Below are 19,491 nucleotides of genomic sequence, written 5' to 3'. Positions count from 1 at the left end.
TTTCTACTCCTTACTCGACGTCTTTGTCAGTTTTTCTGGTGCGTTCATCAATCTCCTCATCCTGGAAGGGGAGGTTGGCTGCATCGTCAAACCGTTTGCGGTTTTTCGGATTCAGTACCCAGATGAACAGGGCCAGAAACGTTACCAGCATTACTACTGGGATGTATGGACCGTAGACGTCGTAGCTCACTATTAATTACCGCTTGTTGTTGTACACAGTATGCATCTTGCCTAGCGCTTGTAGGTAAGCAACTAGAGCATCGATCTCATATTTGCCTTCTACGTTTTCACGCGCTGAAGCGATTGTTGCATCGTCAAATGGAACGCCTAACTTACGAAGAGCTTCCATCTTCGCAGCTGTGTCTTTACCCGTTAGCTTCTGTTCGAACAACCAAGGGTAAGATGGCATTTTTGATTCAGGTACAACGTCACGTGGGTTGTATAGGTGAGCACGCTGCCAGTCATCTGAGTAACGACCGCCGACACGAGCTAGGTCTGGACCTGTACGCTTAGAACCCCAAAGGAATGGGTGCTCGTAAACGTGCTCGTTAGCAGTAGAGAAGTGACCGTAACGCTCAGTCTCCGCACGGAAAGGACGGATCATCTGAGTGTGACATACGTGACAGCCTTCACGGATGTAGATATCGCGACCTTCAAGCTCTAGAGCTGAGTAGGTGCGAAGACCTTCGATTGGCTTAGTCGTAGAGCTCTGGAAGAACAGAGGTACGATCTCAGCCAAACCACCACCACTGATCACGATGATGATCAGTAGGGCAAGGAGGCCGACGTTCTTTTCAATAGTATCGTGTTTAATCATCTTAATGTCTCCGGTACTAATTACGCAGTAGCTGCTGATGGATCTGGGTTTTCAGCTTTAGCTACTGTGCTGCCTGCACGTACGGTCTGCCATACGTTGTAAGCCATTAGAAGCATACCGGTTACGAAGAAGACACCGCCTAGGAAACGTACAAAGTAACCTGGGTGGCTCGCTTCTAGGGCTTCTACGAAGCTGTAAGTAAGCGTGCCGTCTTCGTTAACTGCGCGCCACATTAGACCCTGTAGGATACCGTTAACCCACATTGCACAGATGTAAAGAACTGTACCGATTGTTGCCAACCAGAAGTGAGTGTTGATTAGGCCGACGCTGTACATCTGAGCCTTACCAAACAGCTTAGGAATCATGTGGTAAACCGCGCCGATAGAGATCATTGCAACCCAACCTAGAGCACCAGCGTGTACGTGGCCGATAGTCCAGTCAGTGTTGTGTGACAGTGCGTTGACTGTCTTGATTGCCATCATTGGGCCTTCGAATGTTGACATACCGTAGAAGGATAGAGAGACAACAAGGAAGCGAAGAACTGGGTCTGTGCGAAGCTTATGCCAAGCGCCAGATAGCGTCATCATACCGTTGATCATACCGCCCCAAGAAGGTGCAAGAAGGATCAAAGACATGACCATGCCGACTGACTGAGTCCAGTCTGGAAGCGCAGAGTAGTGTAGGTGGTGACCACCAGCCCACATGTACGTCGCGATCAGTGCCCAGAAGTGAACGATCGATAGACGGTATGAGTAGATTGGACGCTCTGCTTGCTTAGGTACGAAGTAGTACATCATGCCTAGGAAGCCTGCCGTTAGGAAGAAGCCTACAGCGTTGTGTCCGTACCACCACTGAACCATCGCGTCGACAACGCCAGGGTAGACTGAGTAAGACTTCCAAAGTGTAACAGGCATAGAGATGCTGTTAACGATGTGAAGCACTGCAACAGTGATAATAAATGCCATGTAGAACCAGTTGCCCACGTAGATGTGCGACGTTTTACGGTTCTTAACGGTACCTAGGAACACGATTGCGTATGAGATCCATACAACCGCGATCAAGATATCGATAGGCCATTCAAGTTCAGCGTACTCTTTAGTGGTTGTCAGACCCATCGGCAGCGTGATTGCTGCTGCGACGATGACTGCTTGCCAACCCCAGAAAGTGAACGATGCTAAACCGTCAGAGATTAGACGCGTCTGACAGGTGCGCTGTACAACGTAGTAAGACGTTGCAAATAGTGCACATCCGCCAAAGGCGAAGATAACTGCGTTGGTATGCAACGGACGAAGACGTCCGAAAGAGAACCATGCAGTGTCGAAGTTAAGTGCCGGCCAGACTAGTTGTGCGGCGATGAGTACACCCATCGTCATACCAACTATGCCCCAGACTACAGTCATGATGGCGAACTGGCGTACAACTTTGTAGTTGTAGGTCGTGTTTGCTGTTGCAGTGCTCATTTCATGCTCTCATCAAAGCTAAGTGAATTGATAGTTTTTGAAACCGTTGCGAATTATCAGTTATGGGGCAAGATTTTTCAATGCAAAACGCCCCTAAATAGGGCGTTGTAGCTATCCATTAGTATTATCTAATAAGTCGGTTGTCGTGAATTTTAAAAAGGCGGATACGATTTGTTAATGGTGTAAGTTACTGATATTAAATGACTTAATCATTTATTACGATTGGTTCAAACTATATATCTGTTTATTATTTGTTCGATTTTAGTCAATTTTTTGATTCATCAAAAATAACGCTTTTTTGATATGTATCAATTTTCATAAAAGTGACTGATTTTTGCTATTACGACGGCTAACTCGTTAAACTGTCGCCTCTGTTTTAGGGAGAGGTTCCTTTGAATCACATTATTATCTATTGTCGCAGTGGCTTTGAGAGTGAGGCCGCCAGTGAAATATCAGTAAAAGCGGCGGAGGCTGGAGTTTACGGTTATCCGAAGTTTGATGATTTGGCGGGTTATATAGAGTTTGTGATCAACCCTCCTCACAACGCGCTGCAGTTGATGAGTAAGCTGCGCTTTCGCGATCTCATCTTTGCGCGCCAATGGATCGCCTGTGAGCCAATGCTGCAGGGCGTTTCGTCAAAAGATCGCCTAACACCCATAAGTGAAGCGGTTGCTAAGCTGCCCAAAGCCTCTGAGTTGTTGGTTGAGAGTGCGGATACTACTGATGGCCGCAACCTTAATGGTTTGGCTAAAAAACTCGGTAGTGCTGCAGCAGGCTTTTTACGACAGCAGGATCTTTTACTTCCAAGAAAATCAAAGGCTGAATATCGGCTACATATCTTCCTGCTCGAAAATAATCAGATTTGGGTCGGTGTCAGTCCGATCAATAACAGTTCCAAATGGGAGCAGGGGATTAAGCGACTTAAATTCCCAGCCGATGCACCGAGCCGCTCTACATTAAAACTTGAAGAGGCGTGGCACTACTTTATCCCACAAAAAGCCTGGGATGAGCGGTTGCAGCGCGGTATGAAAGCAGTCGATTTGGGGGCGGCCCCCGGTGGCTGGACCTATCAGCTGGTTAAACGCGGCATGTTTGTCACAGCGGTTGATAATGGGCCCATGAAGGGTGATCTAATGGAGACCGGTCAGGTTGATCACCAACGCGAGGATGCCTTTACCTTTGCGCCTGCCAAGCCAGTGGATCTGATGGTGTGTGATGTCGTTGATAAACCGACACGTGTCATTGAGTTGATGGCAAAGTGGGCCATTAATGGCTGGGCTGATCGTTTGATCTTCAACTTAAAGTTGCCAATGAAAAAGCGCTACATTGAAGTATCAGATCGAATAGAGCAGTTGGAGATGATTCTTCAGGAGCATGAAAAACCCTACCGTCTCGTCAGCAAGCATCTCTACCACGACCGTGAAGAGATCACTTGCTACCTGGAGTTAGACGTCTAATCAGTGCTCGTAGATTTTGATCAGCTCGTCACGCTCTAGCATGGGACGCAGTTTGTTCATCAGCTCAAGACGTTCCTGAGATTGATACCAACGCTCCCAGTCAGCCAGTGTGCTGTAGGTGGCAATGACTAAACGGTGCTCTGGATCATTGATGTCATGCATGACCTCGCCTTTGATAAAACCTGGTGAACGCATAGACGCTTGCAGAGTCTCTTTGGCAATGGCCGTGTATTGTGGCTCTAGTTCGGCAGGAACCTTGCGGTTTATAAAAACCTTGATCATCGATTTGTCCTCTAACTACTTGTTATATCTTGAGAATAACGTTCGGCTTAATATAGGTAAAGGTTAAATGGCCTTAAACTCGTTGGTGTTTTTAAAAACTATTTGCGACAATGCGCGACTTGATTGAAAGGATAGTGCCATGAGCATTGAAGAACCCATAGAACAGCTGGATGCGCGCGGTCTCTACTGCCCAGAGCCAGTGATGATGTTGCATGGTAAAATTGCTCAACTTCAAGTGGGTGATCTCTTTGAGGTGATTGCCACGGACCCCTCTACAGAGCGTGATATCCCTAAGTTTTGTAACTTCTTAGGGCACGAGTTGGTCAGTCATGAAGTGAACGATGATCTTTTCATCTATCGAATACGGAAAGGTGGATGAGTAAAATCATTCAACAGATAGCCTCTGATACAGAGCGTCTTCTGCAAGAGGCAGAAGAAATTTTAATCAGAGTTGAACAACAAGTTGATCGAACTGAACCTCGTCAACTTCAAGAGAATAAAACAGTGACAGAACAGAACACAGCTAAGCCTCGCAATAAAAACCGTGAAGCTAACCAAGCCGCAGTCGAACTGCTGATTGCCGCTTACCCCAATACATTCAACCTTGAAGAACCCAAGCCTCTGAAAATTGGTATTCAAGAGGACTTAGTGGCGGATGAAAAGGTCAGTCGCGGTAAGATTAAGCGTGCGCTAGCGACTTATGTTCGTAACCCACGTTACCTTCAGTCAATGGTTGTTGGCGCTCAGCGTGTTGATTTGACCGGTGCTGAAGTGGCTGAAGTGACTGCTGAAGATGAAAAGCACGCTAAAGCTAAGCTAGACGAGTACAAGCAGCGCCGTAAAGAGCGCCACCAAGAGGCTCGTAAACAACAACGCGTTGCTCAAAAAGAGGAGCGTCTTACCTCTAAACTAGAAGCCCTAGTTAAGAAGTTCTAATCGCTTAGGCAGGGCAACGGTTCTCGCTGCTCTGTCTTGTTCTCCCCTTGAACTCTGAATTTCTGCCTATATATTAGTAGTTAATGATATAGGAGATGTTATGAGTCAATCAGTTAATCTCAGCTGCCCCCACTGTTTAGCAACCAATCGAGTGCCCAAAGATAAGCTCGATAAAGGGCCTGCCTGCGGTAAATGCCGAAAAGCGATCTTTACTCAGCAACCGATCGCCCTGAGCGAAGAGAATTTCGCTAAGTTTATTCGCAATACGGATATTCCGGTTATTGTTGATTTCTGGGCAGGTTGGTGTGGACCCTGTCGAATGATGGCACCCGCCTTTGCCGAAGTGGCAAAACGCACTGAGCCTGAGATGCGCTTCGTTAAAGTTGATACCGAAGCCAATCAACAGCTGGCCGCTCGCTATAACATCAGAAGCCTTCCAACCGTTGTCCGTTTTGAGGGCGGTAAAGAGGTTAAGCGTCAGTCGGGCGCAATGAACATCAGCCAGCTGCAGCAGTGGGTGGGTTAATTCAGTTCTGATTACCCGGACGAAGTCCACACTGATCCAAAATATTCTGCCAAGATTGGGTGTGGTTCTCTCGAGCTTTTAGATACCTAGACCAGACCTCTCCTTCGGGATGGGTATAGGTGTCTAGCCATCGGCTTTGAGGGAGGTTGAGTGACGCGATGATGGCTTGATGAAGGTTACTCCATTGGCGGCCTGTACGTTCAACCTGAGCGATGTAGGGTTGCAAACTGTTGACGTAAAACTTCATAAAGACGTTCCAGAGTATCTCTGACTTCTGGTTTTGCCTCTGATTAAAGCAGATCGGTCTGTCATTGAGTCTTTGGTTAATCGCTTCTGAGGTCTGCTCTAAAACCTGAGTTAACAGTGCCATGCTGGCGAGCCACTCTGATCCGAAATTGGATCGATAGAGCGTTTCGTAGTCACGCTCTAGCTCATTGGCAAAAGAGGGTGTTTGCCAGTCTGTATTGTTTTGGGTTTCAGCGATCTCAGCAAAGCGCTGCATTGTCAGCATTAACTCTGAGGTTGAGTAGTCTGCATCGGGTAACAGTGGTGCAGCCCCCAGTGAGAAGTGTTGTTCCATCTCTGGGCTGCTGTATAGGCTGTTCCATATCTGCTTTGGCCAGTTATCGCTCTTGATCTGATTGATCTCTTGAACACGCGCTAACACATCAGTTTGACTACTGTCACCTGTGAGCAGCTTCTGACAGCTGCGTAATTTTGGGATGAACCCCAGTTCGTAAATCAGTCGTTGTGAGCCACCGGCCAATTTGCCAAGGCTGGTGTTTCTCTGTGCGATTAGATCGATCAGCCCGCACTGCTTAAGATCGAGAACATCGATCAGGCCTTCGGTAATGGGTCTCAGGGTTTCAGTTCGCTCTCTTCGATCGGGAAGAATGGGGTAGAGCTTAGAGGTTTTGTTCAGTTGAAGATCAAAATCGATATCTATGGCTCGACTGGTACGCTCGGCATAGGTCTCAATCAGTGACTGGGCTGGATCGGTATCGATACAGCCCGCGATAAAACTAGTTGAAAGTAGGAGGGTTAACCAGTGCTTCATTGGATAGCTTATAGAGTCGTTTTATCAGTAATACGGCGGCAAAGCTTAAGCCGATGAGTATGCCTAACCAGTAACCGATAGCCCCCATCTCTAAATGTTCGGCAATGACATACCCACTGGGTAGCCCAACCACCCAGTAAGCGATAAACGCGATCAGCAGTGGGATTCGAGTATCCTTGTATCCGCGCAGTGCGCCATTCGCGGTCAGCTGTAGCGCATCGGAGAACTGGTAGAGTGCGGCGTAGCCAATCAGGGTTGAGGCGATGGCGATTAACTCAACATCTTTAGAGAAGAGTGCAGCGATTCCGTCGGACAGTATAAACAAAATCGTTGAGCTGAAGCAGGCGATCAAAAGGGCGATGCGCAGTCCTAGGAAACCTACTTGCTGGGCGTCAGCAAAGCGTTTAGCGCCATTCAGTTGGCCCACCCTGATGGTGACGGCTAAACAGAGCGAGAGCGGCATCATAAAGATCAGGCTCGATATCGAGAGTGTAATCTGGTGAGCAGAGATTACCGTTGCACCGTAATCGGCCAAAAAGAGCGCAATCAGGCAGAACATGGTGGTCTCAACGCCAAGGCTCGCGGCAATCGGTATGCCAATAGAGAGCTGATGTTTGATCTTCTCTCTGTTCGGTTTGAGCGTCTGTTTGAAGAGGTTCAACGGTTTGAAATAGCGGCTGTAGATCAGATAAGCAGCACCGGCTATGAACATGTACCAGAATACAATTGTTGTCGCCCATCCACAGCCTACACCGCCCATTTCAGGCATTCCCAGTTTGCCGAAGATGAAAATATAGTTAAGAGGTAGATTGAGCAGTACAGCGCTGATGCCTATTTTCATGACAATTTTTGTCTGCCCATGTCCCTCAGCGAACGCCCTGATCGATTGATAGAGCAGCATGCCTGGTATGCCCCAGCTGATCGCAAACAGATAGTCATTGGCTGTGGATTTCAGAGCCGGTTCTACAGACAGTAGGGTAAGAATCCAGTCAGAGGCGCCATTGATGAAAAGCCAGCTGAGCACGCCGATCGCAAGTGTGATCAGAAGATTGTTAAACAATTCTGAGGCGGTCTCCTGTTCACGTTTTCCACCAACATGATGTGCCACGATCGGAGTCAATGCCATCATAGCGCCTGCTAAGGATAGCGAGAGTGGCGTCCATATACTGGAGCCCAGAGCGATAGCTGCCAGCTCTTCAGCGCCCGCCCAAGAGGCCATCAGAGTATCGGATAGACTCATCGCTGTTTGCGAGGACTGAGCCAGCAGCATGGGCCAGGCAAGGTGTAGTAGCTGCTTGATCTCTACTCTGGAGTTGGGCGGAAAAAATGACATGCTATTTCTTGTATCAGGGGCGCTTAAAGCTCTCCTGCCTCCTCAAGCACTGTCCGTGCAATACGAAAGCACTCAACGGCTGCAGGCACACCGGCATAGATGCCGACGGCATGAATAGCTGCTCGAATCTCGTCAACACTGCAACCATTATTCAATGCGCCCTTGCAGTGGGTTGCCCATTCGTGACTTTTGCCCATGGCGCCAAGCATCGCCAGATTCATTAACGAACGTGTTTTGGGATCAATGGCATCATCGCCCCAACCAAATCCCCAGCACCAAGCGGTCATCGCCTCCTGAAAGGGGCGGTTAAAGTCATCAGCAGCGGCTAGGTTTTTATCAACGTATTCAGCACCCAGTGTGCTGCGACGCATCTCTAAACCCTTATCAAAAAAGTTATCCATGTTGATCTCCTGATCGTTTCAGTCACACATAAAAAAACCGGGCACACAGTGTCCGGTTTTTTACATCGATTTGGAAGATTAATCGATACGAACTTTTACATAGCTACCAGGTGCGGCTTCAAGCGGTTTGTTCTCTTTGCTACCCAGAGTTTTCGGTGCATCCACTTTTTTACCAGCACGACGACGAACCCACTCAGCCCAGTTTGGCCACCAAGAACCTTCAACTTTTTCAGAGGTTTCAAACCAGTGGTCAGCGCCTTGGCCCTGCTCACCTTTAACCCAGTAGTTGCGACGGTTTTTAGAAGCTGGGTTGATTACGCCGGCAACGTGACCGCTTGCGCCAAGGACGAACTCGATCTCTGAACCAAAGGTCTCTGTCGCTTTGAAGGTCGCTTTCCAAGGTGCAATGTGGTCTTCAATGGTCGATAGGAAGTAACAAGGGATCTTGATCTCGCCAAGATCGATCTTTTCACCACAGATCTCCAGTGCATTCGGCTCAACCAGTTTGTTCTCTAGGTACATCTTATTGATGTAGTAGGTGTACATGGCCGCTGGCAGATTGGTGCTGTCCGAGTTCCAGTAGAGGATATCAAACGGCGGTGGTGTCTGGCCTTTTAGGTAGTTGTTAACAACGTAAGACCAGATGAGATCGTTCGAGCGCAGCATGTTGAACGACGTCGCCAGTTCGCGTCCGTTTAGGAAGCCTGCTTGGCTCACTTTCTGCTCCAGCTGTTTGACTTGGTAGTCATCAATGAAGACGCAGAGATCACCTGGATCAGAGAAGTCAGTCAGCGTAGTTAAGAAGGTCGCGCTTGCGATACTGGTGTCTTTACGCTTCGCCATTACTGCTAGTGCAGTTGCTGTTAATGTGCCACCGACACACCAGCTCACCGTGTTGATCTTATCGCTGCCAGAGACCTCTTTGGTCACACGAACGGCTTCGAAGATACCCTCTGATACAAGATCATCCCAGCTGAGGTTTGACTGTTCGGAGGTTGGGTTGCGCCAAGAGACTAGGAACGTATTTTGGCCCTGTTCAACACAGTACTTAACGAATGAGTTGTGTGGCTGAAGATCAAGGATGTAGAACTTGTTGATGCTCGGTGGAATGATCAAAGTCGGGCGAGTGTAAACCTGTTCACCCTCTGGTTTGTAGTGAATAACCTGAATGACTTCGTTCTGGAAGATGACAGAGCCTTCGGTTGTCGCAAGGTTCTCGCCCAGCGTAAACGCGCTCTCGTCAGTCATTGAGATGCGACCTTTCTCAAAGTCGGCTAGCAGGTTTTTCATACCATCGAGCAGTGACTGACCCTTAGTATCAAGTGCCTGTTGCAGGACTTCAGGGTTGGTTGCTGCAAAGTTAGTTGGCGACATCGCATCGATGAACTGGCGAGTGTAGAACTCCAATTTGTTCTGATCTTGATCCGATAGGTTCGCGCTCTCAGCCATCTGAGTCAGCATCTTAGAGCTCAGTAGGTAAGACTGCTTGATGTAGTCGTAAATAGGATTAGTTGACCACTCTTCAGCCTGGAAACGACGATCGCCACGCTCTGGCTCAGCAACCGGTGCTTCAGTAGTATTACCGGTTAACAAGTTGCGCCATAGGTTAAACTGCGCAGTCTGGTAGTCGGCGATTGCTCGCATCCACAGTGTTGGATCTTGCAGTGAACGCGTCGCAAGTTCAGTCCATGACTTGGTGAATTGAGAGAACATATCCTCAGCACCGTTGCCAGAGAAGTTTTCAAGCATCTTGCTTGTCTCTTGACTTACGTAGTTGATGAACTCTTGAGGATCAGTAGGTCCGTTACCTTTAGTCGCCATGGTAAAACTCCAGTGTGAATGACGTTTAATGCAGTCAATGTTGCACCGCAAAATATTATCGTAGAATAACCCCAAGATTCGTAGGGAACAAGTTAGAGGTTAGTCTTACTCTATGGCTTTAATGTTAAGGGATTTTTAAATCGTGAAATTGTTGGAATTAATGACGACAGAGGGTTGCCATCTGTGTGATCAAGCACTCCCTCTGTTTGTCTCTGGTATTGATCCGTCAAAGTATGAAGTGGATCTGGTCGATATAGCCTTTGATGACGAGTTGATGAATCAATATGCCACCCGGATACCGGTCTTGGTCGATCCTCAATCTAAGCAGTCACTGGATTGGCCGTTTGATGCTGAGCAGTTGGCACAGTTTATCAGATCAGTTGAGGGCCAGTAGGGCCTGTTCGGTCGGTGTTAGCATCTGTCGTGTTTGGCCCTTACGCTGTGCGTAGATGACAGAAAAGCTGAGAACATTCTGCACATAGGTACGGGTCTCATCAAAGGGGATGAGCTCTATGAATATCTCCAACGGCAAATTCTCACGGCCCTTCAGCCAACGGCTGACACGGTGAGGCCCCGCATTATAGGCCGCCGTTGCATAGATTCGATTTTTATCAAATTGACGATACATCTGCGCTAGGTAAGCTGTACCTAGCTGTACATTGAAATCAGGATCGTAGAGGCGGTTACTACTTTTATACTTCACCTTGATAGATTTGGCAGTTCGCTTAGCTGTTCTGGGCATCAGCTGCATGAGCCCTCTAGCACCAACACTGGATCGAGCCCAGGGGAATAGGGCGCTCTCCTGTCTAGCAAGAGCCTGTGCCCAGATAGGGTCTATATTTCGCTTATTGGCATGTTTGATAAAGAGACTCTCAAACCCCTCTGGGAAGCGAAGGTCCATATCATTCCAAAACTCATGGTAAGCGGCGGCTAGAATTCCCTGTTGGTACCAACCTAGCTCATTCATCAAGTGCGCGGCGTGTTGGATCTCATTCGAAGACATCGTCTCTATCCAACGATTAAACTCAGATCGTGAAACTGTATAGCGATCAAGCGCTGTCAGCTCTTTAATGCGCAGATAGTGTTTGGAGTCTCTTAATTTAGCTAGCAGGGTTGGATCAAGCGTGATCGGTTCATGATTCAAATCAGCGGGTTGCCCAAGATGATCAGCTGCTAGAAATCCGTAAAAACTGCGTTTGGTACGAAGTGTATCTAATATCTCTGTTCGCATTGGATTATTGGGGAGTGCGGCTAGCCAATATTGCCAACGAGGGGAGTCTTGCAGCTCTTTAGGGAGCTTGGCAATCAGGGTGGCGACCTCCTGCCAGTCCTGTTCAAGCAGGGCTAAGCGTATGCGCCATTCAGTGAGTTCAGCACTGGCAAAGGTTGGATCAAGCTTGGCGAGTTTGATTCGATCATGTGCATCAAGCTCCTTAGCGACCCTTACACCAACACGCGTGAGCTCTTGTAAATTATCCGCCAGACTCAGATCAAATCCTTTGCCCAGTTTTAGCAACAGATTTAACGCTTCATATGGGTCGTGACGATACGCACGTTCAATCGCAATGCGTTGAATTTTGGCGAGCTGCTTAGCTGAGTAACCGCTGCCCATTCGAAGGACTTTAAAGGGTGATCGATAGACCGATCGAGCCGCATCAGCAATGCGACGATCAGACTCTGACTTAACAAAGCGCAGCGCATAACCCGACAGTCCCCATTTGTTGGCATCCAACGCATTGAGAACCCGTTTGAGTGCGACATCGCTGGTCAGATCACCATTGGCTCTAAACAGTCTGAATAGATCATCACAACTGTCTGGCTGAGAGCGGCCCACACTCCAGAGTGATGCCGCAAGTTTTGAGGCTTCAGTTGTGCGCTTTTGTCGATAGAGAGCTTCGGCATAGCGGCACTGCATCTCAGTATTAGGGGAGTCGATCTCAGTGTAGTGGCTGAGGAATGCCCCCCAATCTCTCTTTTCCCCTAGATGCTCTGTGTAGTTGAAACGCAATAGCCCCTCTAAGTGTGAATCAGGGTACCGGTTGGCAAACTTTTGAATATCCTCTGGCTTGAGTCGATTCAGTTCGGCACTGTACTGATTGAAGACTAGGTAGGGGTAGAGAGGGTAAGACTCGAGCTGTTTAGCGGCGGGGTCATCAAGATCTAAGCGACCCAGTTTGGCGAGTCTCTCGGCTTTTAGAAATGCGAGTTGCTCTGCACTCTCTTTACCTTTGGCCACGGATTCTATGCTGATGGCAAAAGTGCTAAAGAGAATGGGGGCTAAGTATTTGTTCAATTTATTCGTTGTTAACAAAGCTCGCACTCAAATAAGTCTCTGCACTAACTATGGTTTAAATCTGCAAAAATTTCACCCCTTGTCAGGTTAATTTTTAGCAACTGAGTTAAACTACGCGACCAGTTTTACAATTAAGCGACTCACATGGCATTTATTCGATTTGATCAGGTCTCTCTGGCCTTTGGTACCCGAGCAATTTTAGACAACGCAAACCTGCAAATTGAGGCGGGTGAGCGAGTAGCGCTGGTCGGTATTAACGGTACGGGTAAATCAACCCTACTAAAAATCGTTTCGGGTGAAATGGACGTTGATAGCGGTGTCATTTGGCGCAGCCCAACCGCTCGAATTGCTCAGTTACCACAGAGCCTACCCGCGGCCGATGAACGATCGGTTCGCAGTGTTGTAGAAGCAGGTTTGGCTGATCTGGTTGAGTTGCGAGATCGCTACGAGACATTACTGGCTAACAGTAATGCTTCGCTCGATGAGTTGGAGCGTCTTCAGCATGATCTGGAAGCCCGTGATGCTTGGTCACTTGAGACGCGTGTGGATCGCATTCTTAGTCAACTTCAGCTACCTGGCGAAAAGCTGATGTCTGAACTCTCAGGTGGCTGGCGCCGTCGAGCTGCCTTAGGGGCTGCACTGGTTCAAAGCCCTGATCTGTTGCTGCTGGATGAGCCAACCAACCACTTGGATATTGAGACCATCGAGTGGTTAGAAGAGGTATTAGCCGCTTACAAAGGCGGGCTTCTATTTATCTCGCACGACCGTGCTCTAGTCGAGCGTTTAGCAACCCGTATTATTGAGTTAGACCGAGGTCAGTTGGTCGACTTTCCAGGCAGTTATGCAACCTACCTTACGCAAAAAGAGAAATTGCTCGAGGAGGAGGCCAAGCAGGCTGCTCTGTTTGATAAAAAATTGGCGCAGGAAGAGGCGTGGATACGTCAAGGTATCAAAGCTCGTCGTACCCGTAACGAGGGACGTGTTCGTGCTCTGAAGCAGCTGCGTGTTGAGCGATCCGAACGCCGTGAACGTCAGGGTAAAGCCAAGTTCGATGTGGAAGAGGCGGTTCGCTCGGGTAAGTTGGTGGCCGAGCTGCAGAATGTCTCGCTGAGTTATGCGGGACAGCCAGTCGTTAAGGATCTGTCAGTGCGTATTCAGCGAGGCGATCGCATCGGTCTGATTGGTCCGAACGGTATTGGTAAGAGTTCGCTGCTTAAGTTGATTTTAGGGGAGCAGGCTCCGGATCAGGGGGATGTGCGCCTTGGTAGCCAACTGGTGGTGGGTTATTTCGATCAGCTGCGTGGCCAAGTGGACCCCGAGAAGAGCATCATCGATAACGTCTCAGGCGGTCGTGAAAGTATCGATATTAACGGTCGATCACGTCATATCATCAGTTATCTTCAAGATTTCCTGTTCACACCAGAGCGTGCGCGCACACCGGTTAAAGCCCTGTCCGGCGGCGAGACTAACCGCGTGATGTTAGCTAAGTTGTTCAGTCAGCCCTCGAACCTGTTGGTGCTCGATGAGCCGACCAATGACTTGGATGTCGAGACACTGGAGCTGCTCGAAGAGATTCTGCTCGACTATCAAGGGACGCTTTTGTTGGTGAGCCATGATCGTCAATTCCTCGATAACATCGTCACCAGCACGCTTGCGTTTGAGGGTGAGGGTGTCATTCGTGAATATGTGGGCGGTTACCACGATTGGTTACGTCAGCGACCTAAAAATGTAGTGACTCAGAGTGTTGTACCAAAATCTGAGCCAGCTAAACCGGGTAAAAAGGAGGCTGCAGAGGCTAAAAAGCCCGTTAAACTCTCCTATAAACTGCAGCGAGAGTTGGACATGCTTCCAGAACAGATGGAGCAGACTGAAGCGGCCGTTGAAGCGCAGCAGGCCGTTTGTGGTTCAGCAGACTTTTATCAGCGACCTCATGAAGAGGTCACCGCTGAACTTGAAAAGTTAAGCACTCTAGAAGCCCAGCTGGAGACGCAGATGGAGCGCTGGATGGAGTTAGAGGCGATGGCTGAGGGTTAATGCCCCAATCGTACGGCCAGAATATCGCACTCTGCGCCGTGCAGAACGCCATTGGAGGTGGACCCAAGTAACAGCGATAGACCATGGCGACCGTGAGAGCCAATCACGATGAGATCAGTTTTAAGATCTTTCGCGACGGCATGAATCTCTGAACCAGTGTTGCCCGTTGCGACAATCGCTTTATTAACAGGGTAGCCAAGGCTGGTGGCAAGGGCGCTCAGTTTAGACTCGGCGTGGTTCTCAATTTGAGTTTGGATGTCGGCAATGTCGACAGGGATCTCACCGCCATAGGCGTAGCTGACAATCTCGACCACATGAATCAGATTGAGCTCAGCTTGATTCTGTTCGGCTAGCAGTTTGGCTCTTTCAAGCACAACACCAGACTCTTCAGAAAGGTCGATGGCAACAAGAATACGATTGTAGTGACTCATGGTGATTCTCCCTGTTTAGTCCCTACTACTATTAATAGCAGACAAGAAGGTTTTTAACATATGAAGTGGGCAATTATTGTTCTGATCATGCTCTCTTTGATCGGTTCTATGATGTGGGTCATGCCAAGTCCTCGTCAGCGCTTCCAATCTAAGCTCAGACTAGAGGCACGCAAGCTCGGTTTTCAGGTGCAGCTATCGCGTCTAGAGATACCCAGAGCCAAGGGCGAGATGGAGTCAGAAATTATCAACATGGCGGCTTACCGTATGCTGCGTGGCAAATTGGATCGATCAGCAAAAGAGCAGTGGGTTGAGTGGATGGTGGCTCGAGTCGACGCCATGGCCGCTGATGGCCTTCCTGAGGGCTGGTCCTGGGCAAAGGGTGAAAGATCGTTGAGTCCTACTAAGCTGAAAGCGCTCAGTGATTGGCTTGATCAGTTGCCTGAAGAGGTCGTTGCGGTTGAATCAACCGCCATTCACCTGACGCTCTATTGGCGCGAACCCGAGCGGGCTGGCGCACTGGATGAGCTAGGTGAAAAGGCCAATCAACTGTTAACGGAGATGATTTAATGAGCGGCGAGTTAACCCCAGGGATTTACAGACACTATAAAGGCAATGACTACGAAGTGATTGGAACCGCCAGACACTCAGAGACAGAAGAGTTGATGGTGGTCTATCGAACACTCTATGGCAACTTCGATCTCTGGGTGCGTCCCTATGAGATGTTTGTTGAAAAAGTGCGTTTAGAGTCTGGGGAAGAGGTTGATCGATTTTCACTGATCTAAACAGCTCTCTTAGCACTTATTATTAAGGCGTTTATTTGCATTTATTTTTTAGCGCTGTATTGTTGCGCCGATAAATTTTTTGCAATGCTCACTTGACGCTGAAGTCAGTTTCCACGTATTTGTAAAAAAAGACACAGTTTTGAATAGGTAGATAAAAATGGGTAAAACCCTGGTAATTGTGGAGTCACCAGCCAAGGCCAAGACGATCAATAAGTATCTTGGTAACCAGTACGTGGTTAAGTCCAGTGTTGGTCACATCCGTGATCTGCCGACCAGTGGTAGTGCCCAGAAGTCTGATCCTAAAGAGCGCGCTAAACAGGCTGCTTTGACACGCAAACTCTCGCCAGAGCAGAAGGTTGAGCATAAAAAGCGCAAACAGAAAGAGCAGCTTATTGCCCGTATGGGGATTGATCCCAACAAGGATTGGGCAGCTCATTATGAGATCCTTCCCGGTAAAGAGAAGGTCGTTGATGAACTGCGCAAACTGGCTAAGAGCGCTGATCAGATCTATCTCGCAACCGATTTGGACCGTGAAGGGGAGGCCATTGCTTGGCACCTTCGCGAAGCGATTGGCGGTGATGATTCACGCTACCGTCGTGTTGTCTTTAACGAGATTACCAAGAAAGCGATCAATGAAGCGTTCGAAAAACCGAGCGATCTAGACCTAAATCGTGTTAATGCGCAGCAAGCGCGCCGTTTTCTTGATCGCGTTGTTGGTTATATGGTCTCTCCACTTCTTTGGGAGAAGGTCGCTCGTGGTCTGTCGGCGGGTCGTGTTCAATCCGTTGCGGTACGCCTGGTCGTTGAACGTGAACGTGAAATTCGTGCCTTTATTCCTGATGAGTATTGGGAATTGCATGCGGATGCGCAGACTCAAGGTGATAAAGCGGTTCGTCTAGAGGTCGTTAAACAGGCCGGTGCGGCATTTAAACCGACCAATGAAGATCAGGCGATGGCTGCTGTCAAAGCGCTGCAAAGTGCCTCTTATGAGGTCGTTAATCGTGAAGATCGTCCAACTAGCAGCAAGCCCTCTGCACCCTTTATTACCTCTACCTTGCAGCAGGCCGCCAGCACCCGTTTAGGTTTCGGTGTTAAGAAGACCATGATGCTCGCTCAGCGTCTCTATGAAGCGGGTTACATTACCTACATGCGTACCGACTCGACTAACTTAAGTAACGAGGCGGTTGAAGCGGCACGAGAGTTTATTGGTTCTCAGTTTGGTGGTGAATACCTGCCACCTCAGCCGATTCGTTATAGCTCTAAAGAGGGCGCACAAGAGGCGCACGAGGCGATCCGTCCATCTGATGTCAATGTTACCTCTGACTCATTGAACGGTGTCGATGCCGACGCAGTTCGACTCTACGACCTGATTCGTAACCAATTCCTAGCCTGTCAAATGACACCCGCTCGTTACCTAAGTACCCGTGTCACAGTGAAAGCGGGTGCCTATGAGCTGACCACTAAGGGTCGTGTCTTGCAGTTCGACGGTTACACCCGTGTGATGAACTTCCGCGGTAAATCGGATGAAGATCAGATCCTACCTGACATGCAGGTGGGTGAATCACTAACACTTAAAGCCTTGGACCCTAGCCAGCACTTTACGAAACCGGCACCGCGCTACACAGAAGCGAGTTTGGTTAAAGAGCTTGAGAAGCGCGGTATTGGTCGTCCGTCCACCTACGCAGCGATTATCTCGACAATTCAAGATCGTGGTTACGTCGAAGTTCAAAACCGTCGCTTCTATGCACAAAAAATGGGCGATATCGTTACGGATCGTCTGGCTGAAAGTTTCCCAGACCTTATGGACTTCAGCTTTACCGCGCGTATGGAAGAGAAGCTGGATGATGTGGCAGATGGTGACATCAACTGGAAGGATCTTCTTAACAACTTCTACACACAGTTCGAAGGCGAACTGGAAGCGGCTCAATCAGCGGATGGTGGCATGCGTGCCAATGATCCAACCGAGACCGATATCAGCTGTCCAGCATGTCAGCGCCCAATGATGATTCGTACGGCAACGACGGGCGTCTTCTTGGGTTGCTCTGGTTATGCTTTGCCACCTAAAGAGCGTTGTAAAACGACCATCAACCTGATTCCTGGTGATGAGGTTGTCGCAGTGGATGCAGACGATGAGGCAGAGTCACGTCTGCTTCTAGAGAAGCACCGTTGTGGTAAATGTGGCTCCTCTATGGACTCCTACTTGATCGATGAGAAGCGTAAGTTACACATCTGTGGTAACAACCCAGATTGTGACGGCTTTGAGGTCGAAGAGGGTAACTACCGTATCAAGGGCTATGAAGGCCCTGTAGTCGAGTGTGATAAGTGTAGCGCTGAGATGCACCTTAAAACGGGCCGTTTCGGTAAGTTCTTTGGCTGTACCAACTCAGAGTGTAAAAACACACGTAAGCTGCTCAAGAATGGTGAAGTGGCTCCGCCTAAGATGGATCCAGTTCCGATGCCGGAGCTTAAGTGTCAGAAGGTTGACGATACCTACATCCTGCGTGATGGAGCCAGTGGTCTATTCCTGGCAGCAAGCCAATTCCCACGTAATCGTGAGACCCGTGCACCTCTGGTCAAAGAGTTGATTCCACATAAAAATGCGATTGACCCTAAATATCACTTCTTAATGGAAGGGCCTCAGCAAGATGAGCAGGGTAACCCCGCTCAAATACGTTACAGCCGCAAAACCAAAGAGCAGTACCTTATGACGGAAGTTGACGGTAAGGCAACTGGTTGGAGAGCTTACTTCACCAATGGTATGTGGCAAGTTGAAGCAGCCAAAGCTAAGAAGCGTTAATGGCTGACCTATACTCCCAGCGTGTGAATCAGACACTCGCGTTTGCACAATACGCGCTGGTGGGTATCAACACTGAGTTGACCGGTGAATCGACCAATCGTATGAAGCTTCGTGGCCTGCAAGAGGCTGCGCTGTTTCATTTAGACAGCGCCTTTAAAGCCTATCTTAATGAGTTGGCTGAACGTGAGCGTGTCCTGCTGACCCAGGCAACACCCTTTGAATTAAGCAAAGCTTTTCAGCAACAGGGAGTCCATTCCAGTGAGTTGGATGAGATGGAGCTGCTCTGTCAGGATTCCGGAAGTTGGTTGTCTAAGTTGATCAGTGCCATCAAAGCTATTCATAAACCCCTACCTCCCTTGCAAGAGAGCGCTAGCCAATCTGACATAGCAATTATAGATTTGGCCAAAGAACAAAGCCTTGAGGAGCAACTGGAGACTCAGTTGCAGGGATGGTTTGAGCAGTTGCGAGCGATGATCCTAAGACATCGCTCTAACGCGCAAGAGTGGTAAACTCAGTTCATTCCTTTTGTTTCAACACCCTTCACAAAGAGATGATCATTCAGATAGTGTCTTGTCGCATCCCCAAGTGGGGCTGATTTGCGACTGCTCACATCCATCTGAACAATGGTCGTCTCTGCCGTCGCGACACAGACGTCATCTTGGAACAGCACCTGGTAGAGCCCAAATGAGCTGGTACCCACGCGAGTTACACCGGTGCCAATATCCAGACGTCCTGGCCAGGTGATCTCACCTAGAAAGTTCAAATGCAGACTGGCAATGACAAATTCGCAATTGTCATTGGCAAGTGGGTCTTTTGGATCGTAGAGAAATTCGACACGGCCTGTCTCTAGGTAGGTACTGAATGCGGCATTGTTCACGTGGCCCTGACGATCGGTATCGGCATAACGGATCTTATCAAATGTTTGGATAGGGAAGTCGGTTAACTGATACGGCTGCTGATTTGGCTTGTGCGATCCCACACTGTTCTCCTTGTAAGTGGTACTCCTCTATTGAGCCTATGATGGTTCAGGGTCTGATTCAAGCTAAATAAAAAAGCCGCTCAAA

21 protein-coding genes are annotated in these 19,491 nt (G+C 48.7%); 10 read left to right on the top strand and 11 right to left on the bottom strand.

What is annotated here, in order from left to right:
- Positions 1-10: 10 nt before the first annotated feature.
- Genes XMG59_RS01420 through ccoN form a run of 3 tightly spaced genes read right to left on the bottom strand, consistent with a single transcriptional unit; the run spans position 11 to position 2,277 of the window.
- Positions 11-190 carry a cbb3-type cytochrome c oxidase subunit 3 gene (locus tag XMG59_RS01420; RefSeq protein WP_173480786.1) on the bottom strand — a complete coding sequence of 60 codons (180 nt, stop codon included), beginning with the start codon at positions 188-190 and terminating at the stop codon, positions 11-13.
- Positions 191-196: 6 nt separating this feature from the next.
- Positions 197-817 (bottom strand): cytochrome-c oxidase, cbb3-type subunit II, encoded by a 621-nt coding sequence (ccoO, locus tag XMG59_RS01415; RefSeq protein WP_173480787.1) that lies wholly within the window; start codon positions 815-817, stop codon positions 197-199.
- Positions 818-837: 20 nt separating this feature from the next.
- Positions 838-2,277, bottom strand: a complete 1,440-nt coding sequence (ccoN, locus tag XMG59_RS01410; RefSeq protein WP_173480788.1) for a cytochrome-c oxidase, cbb3-type subunit I — start codon at positions 2,275-2,277, stop codon at positions 838-840.
- Between the two features lie 392 nt (positions 2,278-2,669).
- Between ccoN and rlmM the strand changes: the two genes are divergently transcribed.
- Positions 2,670-3,734 carry a 23S rRNA (cytidine(2498)-2'-O)-methyltransferase RlmM gene (gene rlmM, locus XMG59_RS01405; protein ID WP_173480789.1) on the top strand — a complete coding sequence of 355 codons (1,065 nt, stop codon included), beginning with the start codon at positions 2,670-2,672 and terminating at the stop codon, positions 3,732-3,734.
- On the opposite strand, the gene XMG59_RS01400 is transcribed toward rlmM, so the two are convergent.
- Positions 3,735-4,016, bottom strand: a complete 282-nt coding sequence (locus XMG59_RS01400; RefSeq protein ID WP_173480790.1) for an antibiotic biosynthesis monooxygenase — start codon at positions 4,014-4,016, stop codon at positions 3,735-3,737.
- A gap of 139 nt (positions 4,017-4,155) precedes the next feature.
- Here XMG59_RS01400 and tusA point away from each other — a divergent pair, with 139 nt between their 5' ends.
- The 3 genes from tusA to trxC all read left to right on the top strand — a co-directional run bounded on the left by tusA (position 4,156) and on the right by trxC (position 5,478).
- The gene (tusA, locus tag XMG59_RS01395; RefSeq protein WP_173488938.1) at positions 4,156-4,395 is read left to right on the top strand and encodes a sulfurtransferase TusA; all 240 of its coding nucleotides are present in this window, start codon (positions 4,156-4,158) and stop codon (positions 4,393-4,395) included.
- Positions 4,392-4,952 (top strand): ProQ/FINO family protein, encoded by a 561-nt coding sequence (locus XMG59_RS01390; protein WP_173482398.1) that lies wholly within the window; start codon positions 4,392-4,394, stop codon positions 4,950-4,952. The genes tusA and XMG59_RS01390 overlap by 4 nt, the downstream gene beginning before the upstream one ends.
- A 100-nt stretch (positions 4,953-5,052) precedes the next feature.
- Entirely contained in the window at positions 5,053-5,478 is a 426-nt protein-coding gene (trxC, locus tag XMG59_RS01385) for a thioredoxin TrxC (protein ID WP_173482399.1), read from the top strand.
- A gap of 1 nt (position 5,479) precedes the next feature.
- Here trxC and XMG59_RS01380 read toward each other — a convergent pair whose 3' ends face one another.
- The 4 genes from XMG59_RS01380 to XMG59_RS01365 all read right to left on the bottom strand — a co-directional run bounded on the left by XMG59_RS01380 (position 5,480) and on the right by XMG59_RS01365 (position 10,090).
- Complete coding sequence (locus tag XMG59_RS01380; protein WP_173498089.1) at positions 5,480-6,535, bottom strand: DUF3080 family protein; 1,056 nt, start codon at positions 6,533-6,535, stop codon at positions 5,480-5,482.
- Entirely contained in the window at positions 6,501-7,868 is a 1,368-nt protein-coding gene (locus XMG59_RS01375; RefSeq protein ID WP_173498088.1) for an MATE family efflux transporter, read from the bottom strand. The genes XMG59_RS01380 and XMG59_RS01375 overlap by 35 nt, the downstream gene beginning before the upstream one ends.
- Positions 7,869-7,891: 23 nt before the next feature.
- Positions 7,892-8,269, bottom strand: coding sequence for a carboxymuconolactone decarboxylase family protein (locus XMG59_RS01370; RefSeq protein WP_173480796.1), 378 nt, complete (start codon positions 8,267-8,269; stop codon positions 7,892-7,894).
- A 78-nt stretch (positions 8,270-8,347) separates the two neighbouring features.
- Complete coding sequence (locus XMG59_RS01365) at positions 8,348-10,090, bottom strand: alpha/beta hydrolase (protein ID WP_173498087.1); 1,743 nt, start codon at positions 10,088-10,090, stop codon at positions 8,348-8,350.
- A gap of 142 nt (positions 10,091-10,232) precedes the next feature.
- Here XMG59_RS01365 and XMG59_RS01360 point away from each other — a divergent pair, with 142 nt between their 5' ends.
- Positions 10,233-10,484 carry a glutaredoxin family protein gene (locus XMG59_RS01360; RefSeq protein WP_371743708.1) on the top strand — a complete coding sequence of 84 codons (252 nt, stop codon included), beginning with the start codon at positions 10,233-10,235 and terminating at the stop codon, positions 10,482-10,484.
- On the opposite strand, the gene XMG59_RS12250 is transcribed toward XMG59_RS01360, so the two are convergent.
- On the bottom strand, positions 10,467-12,326 hold the full coding sequence (locus XMG59_RS12250; RefSeq protein WP_173498086.1) for a transglycosylase SLT domain-containing protein: 1,860 nt from the start codon (positions 12,324-12,326) through the stop codon (positions 10,467-10,469). The genes XMG59_RS01360 and XMG59_RS12250 overlap by 18 nt on opposite strands.
- A gap of 201 nt (positions 12,327-12,527) precedes the next feature.
- On the opposite strand from XMG59_RS12250, the gene XMG59_RS01350 reads away from it, so the two are divergent.
- Positions 12,528-14,417 (top strand): ATP-binding cassette domain-containing protein, encoded by a 1,890-nt coding sequence (locus XMG59_RS01350; protein WP_173498085.1) that lies wholly within the window; start codon positions 12,528-12,530, stop codon positions 14,415-14,417.
- Here the strand turns inward: XMG59_RS01350 and XMG59_RS01345 are convergent.
- Positions 14,414-14,848, bottom strand: a complete 435-nt coding sequence (locus XMG59_RS01345) for a universal stress protein (RefSeq protein ID WP_173480801.1) — start codon at positions 14,846-14,848, stop codon at positions 14,414-14,416. The genes XMG59_RS01350 and XMG59_RS01345 overlap by 4 nt on opposite strands.
- A 60-nt stretch (positions 14,849-14,908) precedes the next feature.
- On the opposite strand from XMG59_RS01345, the gene XMG59_RS01340 reads away from it, so the two are divergent.
- The 4 genes from XMG59_RS01340 to XMG59_RS01325 all read left to right on the top strand — a co-directional run bounded on the left by XMG59_RS01340 (position 14,909) and on the right by XMG59_RS01325 (position 18,936).
- Positions 14,909-15,415 (top strand): hypothetical protein, encoded by a 507-nt coding sequence (locus XMG59_RS01340; RefSeq protein ID WP_173480802.1) that lies wholly within the window; start codon positions 14,909-14,911, stop codon positions 15,413-15,415.
- Positions 15,415-15,630 (top strand): DUF1653 domain-containing protein, encoded by a 216-nt coding sequence (locus XMG59_RS01335; RefSeq protein ID WP_173480803.1) that lies wholly within the window; start codon positions 15,415-15,417, stop codon positions 15,628-15,630. Before XMG59_RS01340 ends, XMG59_RS01335 begins: the two co-directional genes overlap by 1 nt.
- A 157-nt stretch (positions 15,631-15,787) precedes the next feature.
- The gene (gene topA / locus XMG59_RS01330) at positions 15,788-18,427 is read left to right on the top strand and encodes a type I DNA topoisomerase (RefSeq protein WP_173498084.1); all 2,640 of its coding nucleotides are present in this window, start codon (positions 15,788-15,790) and stop codon (positions 18,425-18,427) included.
- Positions 18,427-18,936, top strand: a complete 510-nt coding sequence (locus XMG59_RS01325) for a DUF6586 family protein (protein WP_173494401.1) — start codon at positions 18,427-18,429, stop codon at positions 18,934-18,936. Before topA ends, XMG59_RS01325 begins: the two co-directional genes overlap by 1 nt.
- A 2-nt stretch (positions 18,937-18,938) precedes the next feature.
- On the opposite strand, the gene XMG59_RS01320 is transcribed toward XMG59_RS01325, so the two are convergent.
- Positions 18,939-19,406 (bottom strand): thioesterase family protein, encoded by a 468-nt coding sequence (locus XMG59_RS01320; RefSeq protein ID WP_173495447.1) that lies wholly within the window; start codon positions 19,404-19,406, stop codon positions 18,939-18,941.
- Positions 19,407-19,491 lie beyond the last annotated feature (85 nt).

This window comes from Marinobacterium sp. xm-g-59 (assembly GCF_013283315.1).
Classification (GTDB): Bacteria; Pseudomonadota; Gammaproteobacteria; order Pseudomonadales; family Balneatricaceae; genus Marinobacterium_E.
This window is presented reverse-complemented; position numbering and strand designations above follow the sequence as displayed.